The sequence below is a fragment of the Streptomyces sp. FXJ1.172 genome (assembly GCF_001636945.3).
GTDB lineage: Bacteria > Actinomycetota > Actinomycetes > Streptomycetales > Streptomycetaceae > Streptomyces.
Window position 1 is genome coordinate 627,272 of the sequence record NZ_CP119133.2, and the last position, 15,837, is coordinate 643,108.

At 68.5% G+C, this 15,837-nt stretch carries 10 protein-coding genes; 6 read left to right on the plus strand and 4 right to left on the minus strand.

Going from position 1 to position 15,837, the window contains the following annotated elements:
• Positions 1-225 precede the first annotated feature (225 nt).
• The gene (locus A6P39_RS03100; protein ID WP_199840668.1) at positions 226-621 is read left to right on the plus strand and encodes a nuclear transport factor 2 family protein; all 396 of its coding nucleotides are present in this window, start codon (positions 226-228) and stop codon (positions 619-621) included.
• Here A6P39_RS03100 and A6P39_RS03105 read toward each other — a convergent pair.
• Positions 591-2,003, minus strand: a complete 1,413-nt coding sequence (locus tag A6P39_RS03105; RefSeq protein ID WP_067039411.1) for an IS701 family transposase — start codon at positions 2,001-2,003, stop codon at positions 591-593. The genes A6P39_RS03100 and A6P39_RS03105 overlap by 31 nt on opposite strands.
• 514 nt (positions 2,004-2,517) lie before the next feature.
• Between A6P39_RS03105 and A6P39_RS03110 the strand changes: the two genes are divergently transcribed.
• Both A6P39_RS03110 and A6P39_RS03115 read left to right on the plus strand, forming a co-directional pair.
• The gene (locus A6P39_RS03110; RefSeq protein ID WP_107304208.1) at positions 2,518-6,696 is read left to right on the plus strand and encodes a S8 family serine peptidase; all 4,179 of its coding nucleotides are present in this window, start codon (positions 2,518-2,520) and stop codon (positions 6,694-6,696) included.
• Positions 6,697-6,903: 207 nt separating this feature from the next.
• Positions 6,904-7,896 carry a helix-turn-helix domain-containing protein gene (locus A6P39_RS03115; protein WP_067039413.1) on the plus strand — a complete coding sequence of 331 codons (993 nt, stop codon included), beginning with the start codon at positions 6,904-6,906 and terminating at the stop codon, positions 7,894-7,896.
• 264 nt (positions 7,897-8,160) lie between these two features.
• Here the strand turns inward: A6P39_RS03115 and A6P39_RS03120 are convergent, their stop codons facing one another.
• The 3 genes from A6P39_RS03120 to A6P39_RS03130 all read right to left on the minus strand — a co-directional run bounded on the left by A6P39_RS03120 (position 8,161) and on the right by A6P39_RS03130 (position 11,576).
• Positions 8,161-9,273 carry a 3-hydroxyacyl-CoA dehydrogenase NAD-binding domain-containing protein gene (locus tag A6P39_RS03120; RefSeq protein WP_331454084.1) on the minus strand — a complete coding sequence of 371 codons (1,113 nt, stop codon included), beginning with the start codon at positions 9,271-9,273 and terminating at the stop codon, positions 8,161-8,163.
• 65 nt (positions 9,274-9,338) lie between these two features.
• Positions 9,339-10,076 carry a carboxymuconolactone decarboxylase family protein gene (locus A6P39_RS03125; protein ID WP_159396189.1) on the minus strand — a complete coding sequence of 246 codons (738 nt, stop codon included), beginning with the start codon at positions 10,074-10,076 and terminating at the stop codon, positions 9,339-9,341.
• 306 nt (positions 10,077-10,382) lie between these two features.
• Positions 10,383-11,576: a PucR family transcriptional regulator gene (locus tag A6P39_RS03130; protein WP_067054485.1), complete on the minus strand. Its 1,194-nt coding sequence runs from the start codon at positions 11,574-11,576 to the stop codon at positions 10,383-10,385.
• Positions 11,577-11,872: 296 nt separating this feature from the next.
• On the opposite strand from A6P39_RS03130, the gene A6P39_RS03135 reads away from it, so the two are divergent.
• The 3 genes from A6P39_RS03135 (at position 11,873) to A6P39_RS03145 (ending at position 15,819) form a co-directional block, all read left to right on the plus strand.
• Positions 11,873-13,561 carry an alpha-keto acid decarboxylase family protein gene (locus A6P39_RS03135; protein ID WP_067054481.1) on the plus strand — a complete coding sequence of 563 codons (1,689 nt, stop codon included), beginning with the start codon at positions 11,873-11,875 and terminating at the stop codon, positions 13,559-13,561.
• Positions 13,562-13,616: 55 nt separating this feature from the next.
• Positions 13,617-14,885, plus strand: coding sequence for an FUSC family protein (locus tag A6P39_RS03140; protein ID WP_159396188.1), 1,269 nt, complete (start codon positions 13,617-13,619; stop codon positions 14,883-14,885).
• A 133-nt stretch (positions 14,886-15,018) separates the two neighbouring features.
• Positions 15,019-15,819 carry an alpha/beta fold hydrolase gene (locus tag A6P39_RS03145; protein ID WP_159396187.1) on the plus strand — a complete coding sequence of 267 codons (801 nt, stop codon included), beginning with the start codon at positions 15,019-15,021 and terminating at the stop codon, positions 15,817-15,819.
• Positions 15,820-15,837: the final 18 nt, after the last annotated feature.

Below are 15,837 nucleotides of genomic sequence, written 5' to 3' on the forward strand. Positions count from 1 at the left end.
AAATGATCTTTGTGGTGGTTGGAACCCTCCAGTGCTTGGGTGCTGGGTTGAGGGCGCCCGGTGCCATCTACTGCAAGGACGTTGGCCAGCGCGGCCAGATCATCCGCTTGGGCACTGAGCGTTGGGTGATGTGGTTGCGGTGAGCCCGGTGGGAGGGGCGATGATGCAGAGGTGCGTGCTGAAGCGGATGAGGTGGAAGAGGCGGTCAGGGGCGAGCTGCGGCCCATGGATCCCAGCGTGCGAACGTCGCGGGCGGAGGCCAGGCAACTGCTGGACCCGGAGTTCGTGGGGGTCGGCGCCTCGGGCCGGCGGTGGTCGTACGAGGAGATGCTGGCCGAGTTGCCGGATCTGCCCGGCAACTCCGAGGAGGGTCCTCGGTATGTGCCTTCAGGTATGACGGGTGTCGTGCTGGCTCCCGGTGTGGTGCACCTGACGTACGAGACCACAATCGGGGGCCGGCGGGCGCTCCGGAACTCGCTGTGGCGCAGGCTGGGCAAGGAGATGGGTTGGCGGATGTACTACCACCAGGCCACGCCTGTCCCGTCCCAGGACGGGGACTACCGGTGGTTTGTTAGCTCGGGCAGTAGAGGTCAAGAGGTCTGCCGCTGCCGACGGTGGTGATCAGTTCCTGGAGTGCTGCGGGCGGGGGCTTCGCCGACCATGCTCGCCAGTAGCGTTGCAGCGTGGACCAGGGCGTCAGCCAGCCACGGACGGCTCGCAGTGCCTGGGGCCAGCAGGCCGGCCGGGGCTGCTGGGACTCGGGTTCTCCCCCTCTCTAACGGGCCTGGCAGGGTGTCAGGCCCGAGTGGCTGCTGGGTTGGTGAGGGCGGGGGCGGAGCGAACCAGGTGTTCCAGCAGAAGCTGAACGCGCAGTTCACGAGGGCCTGGTGGCGGCGGATCGCAGTGTCGGAGCGGACTTGGAAGTCGGCCCAGCCGAGTTCGTCCTTGACTTGTTTGTAGCTCTGCTCGACCCAGTGCCGCAGCCCGTAGATCCGCACCACTTCGGTGAGGTCGGCGGCCGGGTGCCGGCTGCGCTGCTCGCGGGGTGAGCCGGGGCGGGGCAGGTTGGTGGCCAGGTACCAGGTGGAGTTCTCGGGCAGGGTGGCCGGGTCGGTGGTGGCCACGACCAGCCGGATCGCGCCGTCGGGTCCCCACCAGCCCAAGGAAGCATCGGCGGCCCACCAGGTGGTGGTGCGGCCGTCGCGGAAAGCGCGGGTGACCGGCTGCCAGTCGCCGGGCTGCTCGGGACCCCACCAGGCCAGTTCGCGGGCGGCATCCACCGGCCGGAAGGCGTCTTTGTACTGCCAGCTGCCGTGGCCTCGTTTGAGGGCCATCACGAACGGCAGGTGGGCGGCGGACAGTTCGCGGCGGAAGCTGTCGTGGTCGCCGTAGGCACAGTCGGCTGCCACCGCTCTGAAAGACACCCCTGCCTCTGCGGCCTGACGGGCCAGGACTGCCCCGATCTGCAGTTTCGTATGGAACTGGGGATCACTCTCGCCGTGCGGGAAGTGGTGGGCGGGGGTGTAGGGGACGGCGTGCAGTGGGTAGTAGACGCGCTCGTCCGCCCAGCAGGTGGTCACCGTGACCACGCCGCGGTCGATCTTCCCGACCGAGCCGAGGTACTGCTTGCCCACGTGCGCGGTCGCGCTGCCGTCCTTGCGGTCTCCGGAGTCGTCGACGACCAGCACCCCGCCCGGGTGCGGGGCAGTGGCCGGGTCGGCCAGTAGCAGCTCCAGCCGACGGGCGTTGACCGCGTCCTGGTCCCAGGTCGACTCGGAGAGGAAGAACTGCAGCCGCTGGGCTGCCGCATGCTGGGCGCCGACCACGGGTTCCGTACCTGCCAGGCAGGTCAATGTCTTGTTCCGGTCCCGCGGCAGCAGCAGCCCGGCCAGGTACTCGCGAAACCCCCGGCGCTGAGCCAACGTGGAGAAAAGATCGTCAAAGCGGGCGGCGTACGCTTCCAACGGACCCGGCGCGGGCGGACACGGCAACCGCTTCGTCATCTCAAGCCCCCCAGAGCGTAGTTGAGGCCCCTGTCTACGACCTACTCCCACACCCACCCGCCGTCAACAAACCACCGCTAGCACCCGCAGACCGGTCGGCTCTGCGGCATGGGAAAACGTGATGATGCCGTCGGCAACCGGGGTGGCCGGCCGAGACCGCGGCGGGCTGCGGCTGCCGAACGTCGGCGGGCACGATCAGGGCGTGCAACCGCCGGACGGTGCGTCGTGACACAAAAGAGGGCCAACGGGCCTCGACCACCGGCTGCGCGCAGTGAAACGCCCTGGCTGCCATCAGCTACCGACATCATGTCGACAACACAGACTCAAAGCCGGTAAATGCCGTACAGCTTCGCCGTTTCGGTGGCGACTTCCTGCCGGTTGGCAGAAGTACGCCACCCTGCTCATCTTGTGGCGGCTTTGCCAGGTTGAAAGATTCCCCGCAGCGTGGGCGCTGTTCGGGGGCAGCGCCGTGTCTTTGCTTTCCCCGAGTTCGCTTGTAAGAAGTGGAGTGCCCATGAAACGGCGGAGACGAGCGTTGGCTCGCGGCCTCGCCATAGCCAGTGCGGCCGTACTGCTCGCCGCACCCGAGCAGTACGCGTCGGCCACCGGAGCGAAGACTTCTGCGATCGATTCCGGTGCGAAAGGTACGGCTTCGAGGGGCGCGTTGCCCGGCATACCCGGGTCCTCGGCGCTCGGTCCGTGGCGCTCGTTCCAGCAGCCCATGCCCGCACAGTCGGCGAAGAACGGCCCGCACCAGGTCCTTGTGGTGCTCGGCTCGGCCACTCACGTGACCGGCAAGTCGCTGGGCAGGCAGCGCAGTCTGCAGATCCGCACCCCGCTGACCTCGGACACCGCGGTCAACTCCGCACTCCACCGGACTCACGCCGTCTCCATGCGGCCGCTGGTGCCGGGTCTCACCGCCGCCCAGGCCCGGCAGCTGCACTCAGCCGCCCGGGCGAAGCTGGGATCCGCGGCGATCGACCTGTCCAAGGTCCAGGTCGTCCAGCTGGCCGGCGGCGACGCCTCGGCTGCCGCTCATACGCTGGCCGCCGCACCCGGGGTCGTCTACGCCGAGCCCGACCGGACCGTCTCCCCCATGAACACCGGCGCCGTGCCGCTTCCCTCCTCAGTGGGCGCCACCGCAGGGAAGGCCGACTCGTCGGCGAGGGAGCAGGACAGCGGTGCGACCGGCACCGACGGTGTGCCCGGCAACGCGGCTCTCGGCACCTCGCTGCAGAGCTTCCTCAACGCCGGCGGCGTCGACGCGACAGGCGCCTACAGCCTGCTGAAGCAGCAGTTCCAGCAACTGCCCGGCGCCGGTGAGACCATCACCAACGTCTCGGTGGGCGACCTCACAGACGCGTCGACGCCGAACCTCGGCCCCGCGGGGCCGACAACCGTCGTCCAGAACGGCCGGCGATACCTGGACATCCCCACGATGCCCTTGATCCCCACCTACACCGCGGACGCGACCGGCGCGCTCGACCCGACCGGCTCGACCCGGGGGCAGGACTCAGCGCTGGGTGAGGTGCTGCTGGACTTCTCCGTGATGGCGCCGCTTCCGCACGACCTGCAGCGTCCGGGCATGCAGGGCAGCGGGAACTCGGACCTGCTGGGCATCGCCCCGGGGGCCGACTACCGGCTCGTCGTCCCGCAGCAGCCGACGTTCAGTCAGATCGCGGTGGCTCTGCTGGCTGCCGCCCGGCAGCAGCCGCGGCCCGATGTGATCACCGCCAGCCTGGGCTACGGCACCGACGCTTTCGGGTTCGCCGGACGCTACCTGGAGGACGACCCGGTCCAGCAGTCCGTGATCGCGTCGATCGTGCAGCAGTACGGCATCACCATGGTGGTCTCGTCGAACGACGGGACCCGGCTGTTCACCAACGCGGCCGTCGGCCCCGACGGCGGCAGCACCCCGACCGACGTGACGCGCAAGGCCGCCGACACCACCAGGATCGACGACGACCAGCTGTCAACCACACCCAGCAAGGTCCTGGACTCCGGCGCGATCGCCGCGGGCGGCACCACGACCGACGACACACTGGCCGTGCCCCCGCAGAACGGCGCAGCCGCGTCGGGCAACGGGACCTGGGCGACCACCAGGCTCAACGGCTCCGGGATCTTTTCCTCGGGATTCGGCACCCGGATCGACGTCTCGGCGCCCAGTGACGGCATCCCCGCCTTCGAGCATCGAGGCCAGACCGCGCAGTCGGTGACGGAGGTCCTCAGCGGAGGCACTTCGGCCTCCGCACCCGAGATCGCGGCTGCCGCGGCCGTCGTGCTGCAGGCCTCCCGGCTGACCGGGCAGCACCCGTCGACCCAGGACGTCCGCTCGCTGCTGGAGCACACCGGCCGGGCCGTACCGACTGCGCCGCAGATCGACCAGCCGCTGCACGTCGGTCCGCAGCTCGACGTCACCGCCGCGGTGCAGGCGGTCCTGGCGAAGGCGCACGGCAGCCATGTGACCACGGGCACGCCCCGGATCGTCCGGCTCTCCGTGGCGCATCGCCAGACCATCGGCGGGCTCGGTGGCTCCTACCTGGAGGCCACCGACCCCGGGTACATCGACCTGGCCGGACCGGGCACGGGCGCCGGCGCCACCGGTGAGGGCCTGGTGGGACCGGTGACCACCGGCGCCGACGTCACCGGCCTGAGTGACCGGGACGGCGTGAGCTACGCGCTGGGCATCAAGAACCATGTGTTCACCTCCGCTGTGCCGGCGATCCGACTCACCCCCACGCAGATGCTGGCCGCCGCCGGACTTCCGGTCGTCTCCGCGACGGACCGTCAGGTCCCGCTCACCTTCGAGGTGCGCCACGGCAACGAGGTGCTGGCCTCCACCACTCACCAGCTGACCTTCGGCCCCACCGACGGCGGCTACGCCGAAGCACTCGCCCCGGTGGTCCAGCCTGTGGTCGAGGCGGGGCACTCCGTACAGGTGCGCTACGACCTGACCGGCGTGCGGAACGTCAGCTCGCCCCAACTGGTCGTGTCGCAGGTCGGCCACTGGAACCCCGCGTCGGCACCCATCTTCTCCGCCGTCCACACCGTTCCACTGGCGGGACTGCGCGGCACCGTCACCGTCCCGGCCGACGCCTTCTCCGCCGGCGGCGGCATCTACGGCATCGGTGTCCTCCAGAACCCCGCAGGTGGCGCCAAGCGCGGCCCGGTGTACGGCGAGTTCGCCTCGGTCCGGGTCGACGGCGGTGACCCGTCGCAACGCCCGGCGGCGCCGCCCCTGGCTGCGAAGGGATCCCAGGAGTTCGGTCACCTGCTGGAGGTGAACCGGGCTGCGCCGCGATTCTCGGTGCGCTACGACGTGTCGCGGGTCAAGGGCGCCACCGGCACGCTGCTGGAGTTCTCCGCACCCGGACCGAACATGTACAACTCCTACAACATGGTCAGCAACCAGAACGGCACCACCCTCGACCACAACGGAGTGGACAGCCCGGCCACGCTCGACCGCTCACTCACGGGCACGCGAGGCACGGCGGACCTCGACGCCCTCGCGCTCAAGCTCCCTTCCTCGATCGCCTACGACCTGCGGGTGTTCGCCGTCAACCAGCACGGCAAGACAGTCGGGCAGGCTTCGCCGACGTCCCTGCTGGCCTACGACGACGGAACTGCCCCAGACGGCACAAACCTGACCGACTTCGCGATCGTCCCCGGCGGCACGTCCGTCGCGGCGGTCGAAAGCCCCACCGGTGAAGGCTCGGTGTACGACTACGACGCCGCCACCGGAACCTATGGCCGCAACCTGACGAGCGACGCCGCGTACGGCTCCATCTACGAGGTGTTCGGCGTCGACTCCGCCCACCACGCGTTGGTCCTGCACAAGCAGACGACCACCGGCGAGCAGTGGCTCGAGATGTATGACACGAGCACCGGCGACGCGGTCGGCAGCCCCGTCCGGGTCGATGACCAGTACGTCGTGACGGGCGGGCGGGTGGACGCCAAGCGCCACCGCGCAGCGGTACTCGCCCACCGTTCGAGCGACCGGGCAGGCTTCGTCCTGCCCGTGGACACGGCAACCGGCGCAATGGGCACACCGCTCCAGCTCGATCCCACTCCGGACGGGAGAACGTCGTACGGCCTGCTGGACGTGGACGAGTCGACCGGCCTCTTTTCCGCGCAGAAGACTGGCACCACCGTCAACTGCGTGGCATCGATCGGCTCCGGCACGGTGGCAGCGGTCGACCTGGACACCGGGACGGTCACCCAGAGCCAAGGCGGTATCCCCTGCGCCGGGGACCTCGCCGCCGACCAGAAGGGCAACCTCTACGAGACGTGGTACCACTCCTACAGCGTCAACTTCGCCGGCACCGGATACCTCGGGCAGCTCGGCGGCGGTGACCCAGTGAACGTCGGAACGGCTCAGACGCCCCTCGCGCTCGCCGTCGACGGGGAGCACCAGCTGGCGTTGATCGCCTTCCGGTTCCCGGACCTGAGGCCCATGGGCGGCTTCCAGCAGTACGGTTTCACCGACAACAACGCCACCGGACGCATGGCCGTCGTCGACCTGAAGACAGGCAACACGGTGGGTACGGTGACCGGCGTCGAGTACCCCCTGTACGGCTCCTGGAACGGCCGGCTCGAAACACACCGCGAGCGCGTCATGCAGCTCGACCCGGCGACCCGGACGGGCTGGACGTACGCAGGCGACGGAAGCCAGATCCAGCAGTTCTCCTACTGAACCGATCCGCTTGCTCGACACCCGGGTCCGCAGGCGCCAAAGCGCCCGCGGACCCGCGGGCCTTACGGTAACCGGCCACGCCCCCTGGCCCCCGGACCAGGCCCTCCTTGACGACATGGAAAATGTCGACGGGACAGCTGTGGCGCAGGAACAAAGGTGGCCGACATCCGCCAGCCGGCGGGCAGGCGACATGAAGGCGGAAAAGCCATGACATTCAACGTGCTGGGACTGGCAGAGGAGACTGAGCGCGTCTACGCCGTGCTGGTCCATACGCCCCACGCGACGGCTTCGGAGCTCGCCGGCGCCTGTGAACTGTCGGTTCCCTCCACCACGCGGCAGCTGGCCGATCTGGTCAAGGAGGGCCTGGCGACGCGGGCCACCGGCCGACCGCCCCGGTTTACCGCGGTGGCCCCCGACATCGCTGTCACCGCGCTGATCCGCCGCCGTGAGAAGCAGCTCGATGAGGCCCGGTCGCAGGTGCACCGGCTGATGGAGGCACACCGGGAGGCGTCCCGGATCAGCAGCCCGGACCTCGCGGTGGAACTCCTCACCGAACGCGCCGATGTCAGTACCGCGGTGCAGTGCATGACCACCCAGGCACAGCGTGAGATACGGGCCTTCGACCGGCCCCCCTACGTCGACCGGCCTGGCAGCAACCTCGATGAGCAGATCAAGCGGCAGCGCCGGGGCGTCGCCCACCGCGTGATCTACGACCGCGCCGCAGTCGCCTGGCCGGGCCGCCTCGCAGACGACATCCTGCCCAGTGTCCGGGCCGGTGAACAGGCGCGTGTCCGTACCGAGCTGCCACTCAAACTCGTGATCTGCGACAGCCGGGTCGCGATCATCCCCATCAGTTCGGCGCCGGGCGGTCAGTTGGCGGCGTATCTCGTGAAGAGCTCACCGATGCTGGTGGCCCTGGAGGCGCTCTTCGAGGTGGAGTGGGAGCGGGCGGTTCCCCTGCCCCTGACGCACCGCACAGCTACCGAAGGGGGCTTCGAGAGCGGCACCGGCGAACCCGACCAGGAGACCCGGTCACTGGTGTCGCTGCTCGCGGCAGGGCTCACCGACGCCGCGATCGCCCGAGCCCAGGGCTGGAGCGAACGCACCACTCAACGCCGCATCCACCGGCTGATGAGTCAACTCGGGGTGAACACCCGGTTCCAGGCCGGGCTGACCGCCGCCCAGCGCGGCTGGCTGTGACTTTACGCCGGATGGTGGCTGACTCGGGAGTCTCGGAGAGCCAGTTGACGTCGGTCAGCGAGGCGTTGTACGTGTAGCCGGGCAGCCGGGACACGGTCCAAGATCCGGACCATGTGTGAACCAACTCGCCGCCATCGATGAACGCGGGCGCGAACTCGGCAGCCACACCACCGGCACCACCAGCGCGGGCCACCTGCGTCTACTCGCCTGGGCACATCGCTTCGACGAGCACCACGTCCAGAAGCCGGTGCAGGTCATCGATCCTCACCGGGTGGGAGCGGGCGGAAGCTCACCCAGCGCACGCATGAGGGCGATCTGCGCCTGGTCCCGCTGAGTTGCGAGTTCCTCGATGGGTCGGTCTCCGAGGTAGGCCTCTGCCTGCTCGCTCAGGAGTTTGACGGTGGCCTCGTCGAAGGTCGGGCTTCCCAGGAACTTCCAACTCTGTTCCATCGCGGGAGCGAAATGCGAGAGGAAGTGAGCAAATCCGCCGGAACCGCCGCCGAGATGGAAACTCTGGAAGGGCCCCGCAACCGCCCAACGCGGGCCGATCGAAGAAGTGACGAGTTCGTCGAGTTCCTGCTCGGTCACCACTCCCTCGGCCACCAGATGGACGCACTCGCGGAAGAAGGCCGCCTGCAGGCGGTTCGCGACGAAACCCGGAACTTCCTTGTGCAGGACCTGGGGCTTCTTGCCCAGGGCGCTGTAGAAGGCGCGTGCCTGCTCAACGGTCTCCTCCGAGGTGAGCCTGCCCGGAACGATCTCGACAAGAGGCACCAGGTGCGGCGGGTTGAAGGGGTGGCCGACGATCAGGCGCTCGGGCTGCCTGAGGACCGTGGCGATCTCGCTGGCCGGAAGACCCGAGGTCGAGGTGGCGAATAGCGCATGGGCAGGAGCGTTCTCCTCGATGGTGGCCCACATCCGGTGCTTGATCTCCAGGCGCTCCGGGCCGTTTTCCTGCACCACGTCGGCGTGGGCCACCGCGGCGGCCAGATCGGCCTCGAAACGCAGCCGGGCCGTCAGGTCGTCCGTCCGCATGCCCAGCTCTTCCAGCGTGGGGGCGATGTCTGCCAGACCTGCGCGGACCTGGCTCTCCGTCGTGGGAGCCGGGTCGCTGATGGTGACCTCACAACCGTGGGCGAGGCACAGGGCTGCCCACGACATGCCGATGACGCCGGCGCCGACGATGGTGACGTTACGGAACGATTCCGCGTTCGCAGTGTTCATGGTGTGCGATTCCTTACGGGTGGTGAGCGTCGCACCGCGACATTGCATGAAGTGTTTGAGGGCTGCCCGCGGGCCTGCCATGCTGACTGAGGGTGGGCTTGATCTGTGTTGCCGAGAAATCGCAGGCAAAGTATGCATGGCGAAATTTTCCAAGTTCCACGCCTGCCCCTCTCGCGCTTCTCGGGGGTGTCGGCCCCGTACGGGCCGACACCGTCACGTCACTGCGCCGGTACCTGCATGCGCCGGCTCGCGTCGATCACGGCATCACCATGGTCTTTCTCGACCTCGACATCGAGAACGGTGCAGACCCGTCCGAAGGACCAGTAGAACCCGGTCACCTGCATGATCTCGAGGATCTCGCGTGGAGTGAGGCGCTCCTTCACCGCGGAGAAGATCTCGTCGGAAACGGTCGGGGCGGCTATGACCGCGGCCACGAAGCGGATGATTGCGCGGTCGTCGCCGGGGAGTTCCGGGGCGTTGAAGTCCTTGCGCTTGATCGCGTCCCGTACGGCGTCCGACACACCGACAGACGCTGAGATCGGCACGTGCTGGGTGAACTCGTATGCGCAGTCCGTGGCGCTGGCCGTGGTCAGGATGGTCAGTTCACGGTCTCGCGGGGAAAGCGCCAGCTGGGTGAACTGCGCCTGGCCCTGCCGAAGGAAGATCTCGACGGTGGCCTGCGAGTGCGACAGCATGTCGAATGCCGCGTGCTGCGGCAGCTGGTCGAGGAACTCACGCAGTTTCTTGGGAAAGTCCTGCCGGTCGGGGTAGGTAAGACGGGACACAACGGCTCCTTCTGGGAATTCGGCGGTGAAGTGCTGCTCTGCTGCGGCAGTGGATGGGACTCGGTATGCCGGGCCGTCAGGCCGCATGCCATACCGTCTCCGCGTCTTCGAGGTCCACACCATTTCGAATGGTTGGCTGCCCTCGCCGGACTGCGGGGCGATTGCCTGCATTTGCCAATCTAGGCTTGCGTGACCGCGACGCACCGAAGCTCGACTACAAATTCTCGTAGTGCTTACGCCAATCGGCATGGAGTCGCATTCCGGTCAGAGTGCTACCGCGACCGGGCGCGGGCGAGGCTGTTCGGCTCGATGGAATATTCGTGCCGACCCGCCGTTGACCCTCGCCGTGATTGTCGTGAGCGTTCCCTGCGGGCATTACCTGCTGTCAGGTCGGCACCTGTGCGCTCGGTCCGCCCGCATGTCTCGGTCCACATGTGGCGCGCACCCCACGGCAGACAGGGGTGAAGGAATCCTCCGTCACGTCTGATAGAGACGGAGCGCGACCAGGGACGCGACGAGTCCGTCGCCGCTGCGCGGATCGAATCCGGTGAGTTCGTGCCATCGGCCGAGCCGGTATGCCAGCGAGTTCGGGTGCAGGTGCAACCCGCGGGCCGCGGCGGCCACCGACAGGCCGTGGTCTGCGAATGCGACCACGGCCTGGGCCAGGTGGGGGTCCGTGCGCGCCATGGCCACGGCCTTGGTGAACAGCGGAGCCAAGCGGGTGGCCTGCCCGCCGAGGCCGGCGGCGAGCCAGGCGTCGGCGAAGTACACGACACGGCACTGTTCGCCCGTCCGGGACAGCGCCTGGGTCGCGTCGGTGATGCTGTCCGCCGCCCCGGCCAGGCCGGGGCGGGACAGGCCGACGCCGATCGCGGTGGCGTCCCGCCGCGGCGGGATGGCCGCGGCGGCTGCGGCCACGGCGTCCGGGTCGTGCCGCTGCCCCAGGACCAGGAGCCGGGCGCCGGCGGTGGCGCAGTGGAGTTCGCCGGTCAGGGCGGTCAGCCGAAGGCGCAGCTGTTCGGTGCGGTCGTCCTGCCAGTCCTCGGCGGGCAGGCACAGCGCCTGGAACTCGCCGTCGACTCGGTAGCCGAGCGCTTGGGCCAGGGGGGCCGCCGCCTCCACCTGGACGGGGTCGGCGGTGAGCGCGGCGAACAGCCGGTGGGCGAGCGTGACCCGGGTGACCTGAGCGCGCCGGACTTCCTCGCCGTAGGCCTCGGATGCGTTGCCGGTGAGGACCCGGATCCAGGTCCAGATGAGCGTGACCAGATGCGTCAGGTCGCCGACGTGCTCGGGGTGGTCGGCCGTGGCCCGCCGCAGGATCAAGTTCCACGCCTCGCGAAAGGTGACGTGATAGGCCCCGAGCATGAGTTCGATGGGCAGGCCCTGCTCGGCGCGCCGCCGCCCCAGCTCCCGGGCGTGGGCAATCTGCTCCTCCCCCGGCGGCCGCTGCTCGGCGATGCCGGCGAACAGCATGCGGCCCTGGTACAGCACGAAGTCCCGGTGTTCCTCCGTAGGCACGACGGCGTAGTCGGGGATCTCGGCCCGGATTCGCCGGACGACCTCGAGACTGATCGCCGGCAGGTCGTCGGTGATGTGCGCGCAGATCTGAGCAACGGCGTTCCGGGCCGCGCCCGTGAGGGGCGTCGACAGTGCCGGGTTCTCGGATTCCACGAACTCGACCCTAGCATTTCTGGCTTTTCACCGTAGATCCAGAGCGCCGAGTGGTGAAAATCTCAAATCTCGGACAGAAGATCGGCCGGCGGGGAGGTGCCGACACGTGGAACCGTGAGGTCGAAGGGTGAGCGGCGAACGGTTGGCCCGACAGCGCCCAGGCTCGTGGATTCCACAAATCCTGGCTCAGCATCTCCAGGTTTTCGCCGTAGTTTTGTCCGTTATGTAGTGAAATGCTCGAACCGTTAGCGAAAAACCCGTGGAACAGGCGCATCTGCCGGAAACCGAGGTCAGACATGACAGGCGACTACACCGTTGGCGACCACCTTCTTGCCAGGCTCGACGAGATCGGTGTCCAGCACGTGTTCGGCGTGCCGGGCGACTACAACATGGCCTTCCTCGATCGCATCGTCGAGCACGACCGCATCAGCTGGGTCGGCAACGCCAACGAGCTCAACGCCGCCTACGCAGCCGACGGCTACGCCCGCGTCAACGGGGCCGGCGCCTTGCTGACCACCTACGGTGTGGGCGAGCTCAGCGCGATCAACGGGATCGCCGGCGCCTACGCCGAATACGTCCCGGTCATCCACATCGTGGGCGCACCGTCCACGGCGGCACAACAGGCCGGCGCGCTGCTCCACCACACCCTCGGTGACGGCGACTACCGGCACTTCGCCCGGGCACACGCCGAGGTCACCGTGGCCCAGGCCTACCTGAGCGAGGGCAACGCGACCGCCGAGATCGACCGGGTGCTGGCCACCAGCCAACGGGAACGGCGTCCTGGCTACCTCGTACTGCCCACCGACGTGGCCGCGAGCCCGGCCGAGCCGCCGAAGCAGCCGCTTCTCGTACCCGCGCCAGAGGCATCGGCCCGGGTGCTGGAGGAGTTCACCGCCGCCGCACGCACCATGCTGGCCGAGGCCGACACACTGGGTCTTCTCGCCGACTTCCTGGCCGACCGGTTCGGTGTCCGGGCCGAGGTGGCCGAGCTGGCCGCTGCCGGCCGGATCCCGAACGCGACGCTGTCCATGGGCAAAAGCGTGCTCGACGAGAGCGCCCCCTTCTTCACCGGCACCTACTGCGGCGCCGCCAGCGACAAGTCTGTGCTCGCCGCCATCGAGCAGGCCGACGTACTGCTGTCGGTCGGTGTGCGGTTCAGCGACAGCACCACTGCATTCAGCCACCGTATCGACGCGGAGCGGACCATCGACATACAGCCCTGCGCCACCCACGTCGGCGACCGGGTGTTCGCTCCCCTGCCGATGCGCGACGCCGTGCGTGCGCTGACCGTGGTGCTGGCCGAGTCGGGCCGGTCGTGGGCGCGCCCGGATCTTCCGCCGGCCTCAGCCGATGACCTGGCCGACGAGACGCCCTCCGACAGCGCGGAAGCCTTGCGTCACGCGACGTTCTGGCCGGCGATCCAGAGCTTCCTGAGGCCGGGCGACATAGTGGTCGCCGAGCTGGGCACCTCGCTCTTCGGAGCGCAGGCGATGCGGCTGCCGGCCGGGGCGACTTTCATCGGTCAGCCGTTGTGGGCCTCCATCGGGTACACCCTCCCGGCGACCCTCGGCGCACAGCTCGCGGCGCCCGGGCGGCGCACGGTCCTGCTCATCGGGGACGGCTCCGCACAGGTGACCGCTCAGGAGTTCGGCACCCATCTGCGGGAAGGCTGCACGCCGATCGTGCTGCTGATCAACAACGGCCGCTACACCATCGAGAACGTACTCCACGGTGGGGAGCGTCGCTACAACGACATTCCCCGATGGAACTGGAGCCTGCTCCCGGCGGCCATGGGAGGCGAGTCGGCGGCCACCATGCGGGCGAGTACACCGGCCGAGCTGAGCGCGGCACTGGCCGGCGCCGCCGATCCGGCCGACCTGGTGCTGCTGGAGGCCGTACTGCCCCCGTCGGACGTCCCGGAGGTGCTCGTGCGGGCCACGGAGCAGGCGCTCGCCGCTGCCCACGATGCCGACGCGGGCCGCTGAACACCGATGACACCCAGACCGACCATCGAGACACCCCATCGGCGGAAACAGCACTATGGATCATTTTCTCCCCGGCACGCGGCATGGAAGCACGGCGGTAATGCCGCGGGCCTGGACGGCCGCGCTGCGAATGATCAGTACGGTCCGTGCGAGAGAGAGTGAGTACGTCCTGCGCCATGGCGTGAAGAGCCTGGCCGCAGCGGTGCTCGCGTGGCAGCTCATCGCCTTGTGGCTACCGGGGCAGCAACAGTTCCTCGGCGTCGGCACGGCGTTGGTCATGGCCAATGCGTCCACGGTGTACAGCTCGGTGGTCCATGCCGCGCGCCGGGTGGCGATCCAGGTGGCAGGTGTCTCCCTGGCTGTCGCCGCCGCCTGGTTGCTGGGGGCCACCGCCGGAGCCATAGTGGCCGTCCTGATCGTGGTGCTGCTCACCGGTGGACGTCGTAACGGTGAGGACCGGCTTCAAGTCGCTTCGACTGCGGTGATCAGCCTGACGGCCGCCGCAGCGGCTCCGGTCGGGCATGTGGTCGTCCCCGCGGTCTCCACCCTTGCAGGCGCCACGGTGGGAGTCGCGGTCAATGCCTTGGTCTTCCCACCGACGTATCTCAGCCAGTCCGACGCCGCCGTGCGCGGCCTGGCCCGCTGCACGGGCACGTTGCTGCGGGACATGGGCCGTGACGTGAGGGAAGGACGGTCTGCGAGTCACGCGCACCTCTGGCTGGAGAGGGCAGGAGAGCTGGAGCGGCAGGTCTCGGACGCTCGCGACGAGGTGCAGAAGGCTGCTGAGAGCCTGCGCTGGAACGCCCGCGCAGCCGCGCACCGACAGCACATGTCCGCAGTCTGCGAATACACCTTCGAAGCTCTCCACAGGGCGTCGTTCCAGGTGCGAGGCATCGCCAGGACTCTGGCCGACAGCCTCGACCAGGACAGCACCGACCACGGCCTGAAGCAGGGATTCGCAGTGCGATACGGGGAGGCCCTCGAGTTGGCAGGGCAGGTCTTCCTCACATATGCCGCTCTCGGTGTGGCGGCCGACGTACGTCAGGGCGATGCCCGGAGGCAGTTGCGGACAGTGATCGATCGCATGCTGACCTGGCATGCGACGGTGACCGATCTGCTCGAGCGCGGCGCACTGACCGATCTGAACGCGTGGCAGGTCTACGGTTCGCTCGTCGCCGACGTGGAGCGACTCCTCACTGATCTGGACGGCATAGAGCCACCCGAAGAAGCAGATGCGGCTGAAGTTGTCAGCGTTCGTGGCGTACTGAGTCGACGATCGGATCGAGCATATGTCTCGAACGTCTGTCGTGAGCATCTGTCGTGAGACACGGAGAGTAGACATGTCACGTGAGCCGAGAGCGAGGCGCGCAATGTCAGCTGCTGGGTCAACCGATGGCGTCGAAGCCTGGTGGTCAGGGGGCGAGTACGTCTCTCTCCGCCTGCGCGGCGTCGAGCACATGATCTTCGTACGCCGGATGGGCAGCGGGCCCCCGCTCACACTCCTGCACGGATACCCGGCGTCGTCGCACCAGTGGGCCAAGATCGCACCCGAGCTGGCCCGCAACCACACCCTGGTGATGCCGGACTTCCTCGGCTTCGGCGCGTCCGCCAAGCCGCACGAGCACGACTACTCCCTGATGGAGCAGGCCGATCTGGTGGAGGCACTGTGGGCGCACGACGGCTTGAGTGCCACCCGGGTCGTCGCTCACGACTACGGCAGCTCGGTCGGGCAGGAGCTGCTCGCACGACGTTCGGAGGGCTCGCTGTCTGTGGCCCTGGTCGACATGACTCTGATGAACGGCGGCATCTACCCCGAACTGCACCGGCGTACCGACGCGCAAAGCCGGCTCCTGGACCCCCAGTTCGGCCCCGTGCTGAGCGCGCAGGTCGACCTGGACCGATTCATCACCGACCTCGCCGTCACGTTCGCAACCGCCTACGACGCGCTGACCGACAGCGTGGATATGTGGCGGACGTACAGCCGTGACGACGGACATCTGAACTCCCATCTGCTGCTGCGTTATGTCCGCGACCGTGAGACGTACCGCGATCGCTGGGTCGAGGCGCTCGAGGGGACAGACCTTCCGCTTCAGTTCGTGTGGGGTCTTCAGGACCCGGTCTCCGGCGCGCACATCGCCGAGCGGATCCGCGACTGCGTGCCCGGGGCACGGCTGCTCGAGCTGCCGGACGTGGGCCATTGGCCGTCGCTGGAGGCGCCGGAGCGAGTGATCTCGGCACATGAGGACAAGCGCTATTGATCGCGTATCGCGTTACAG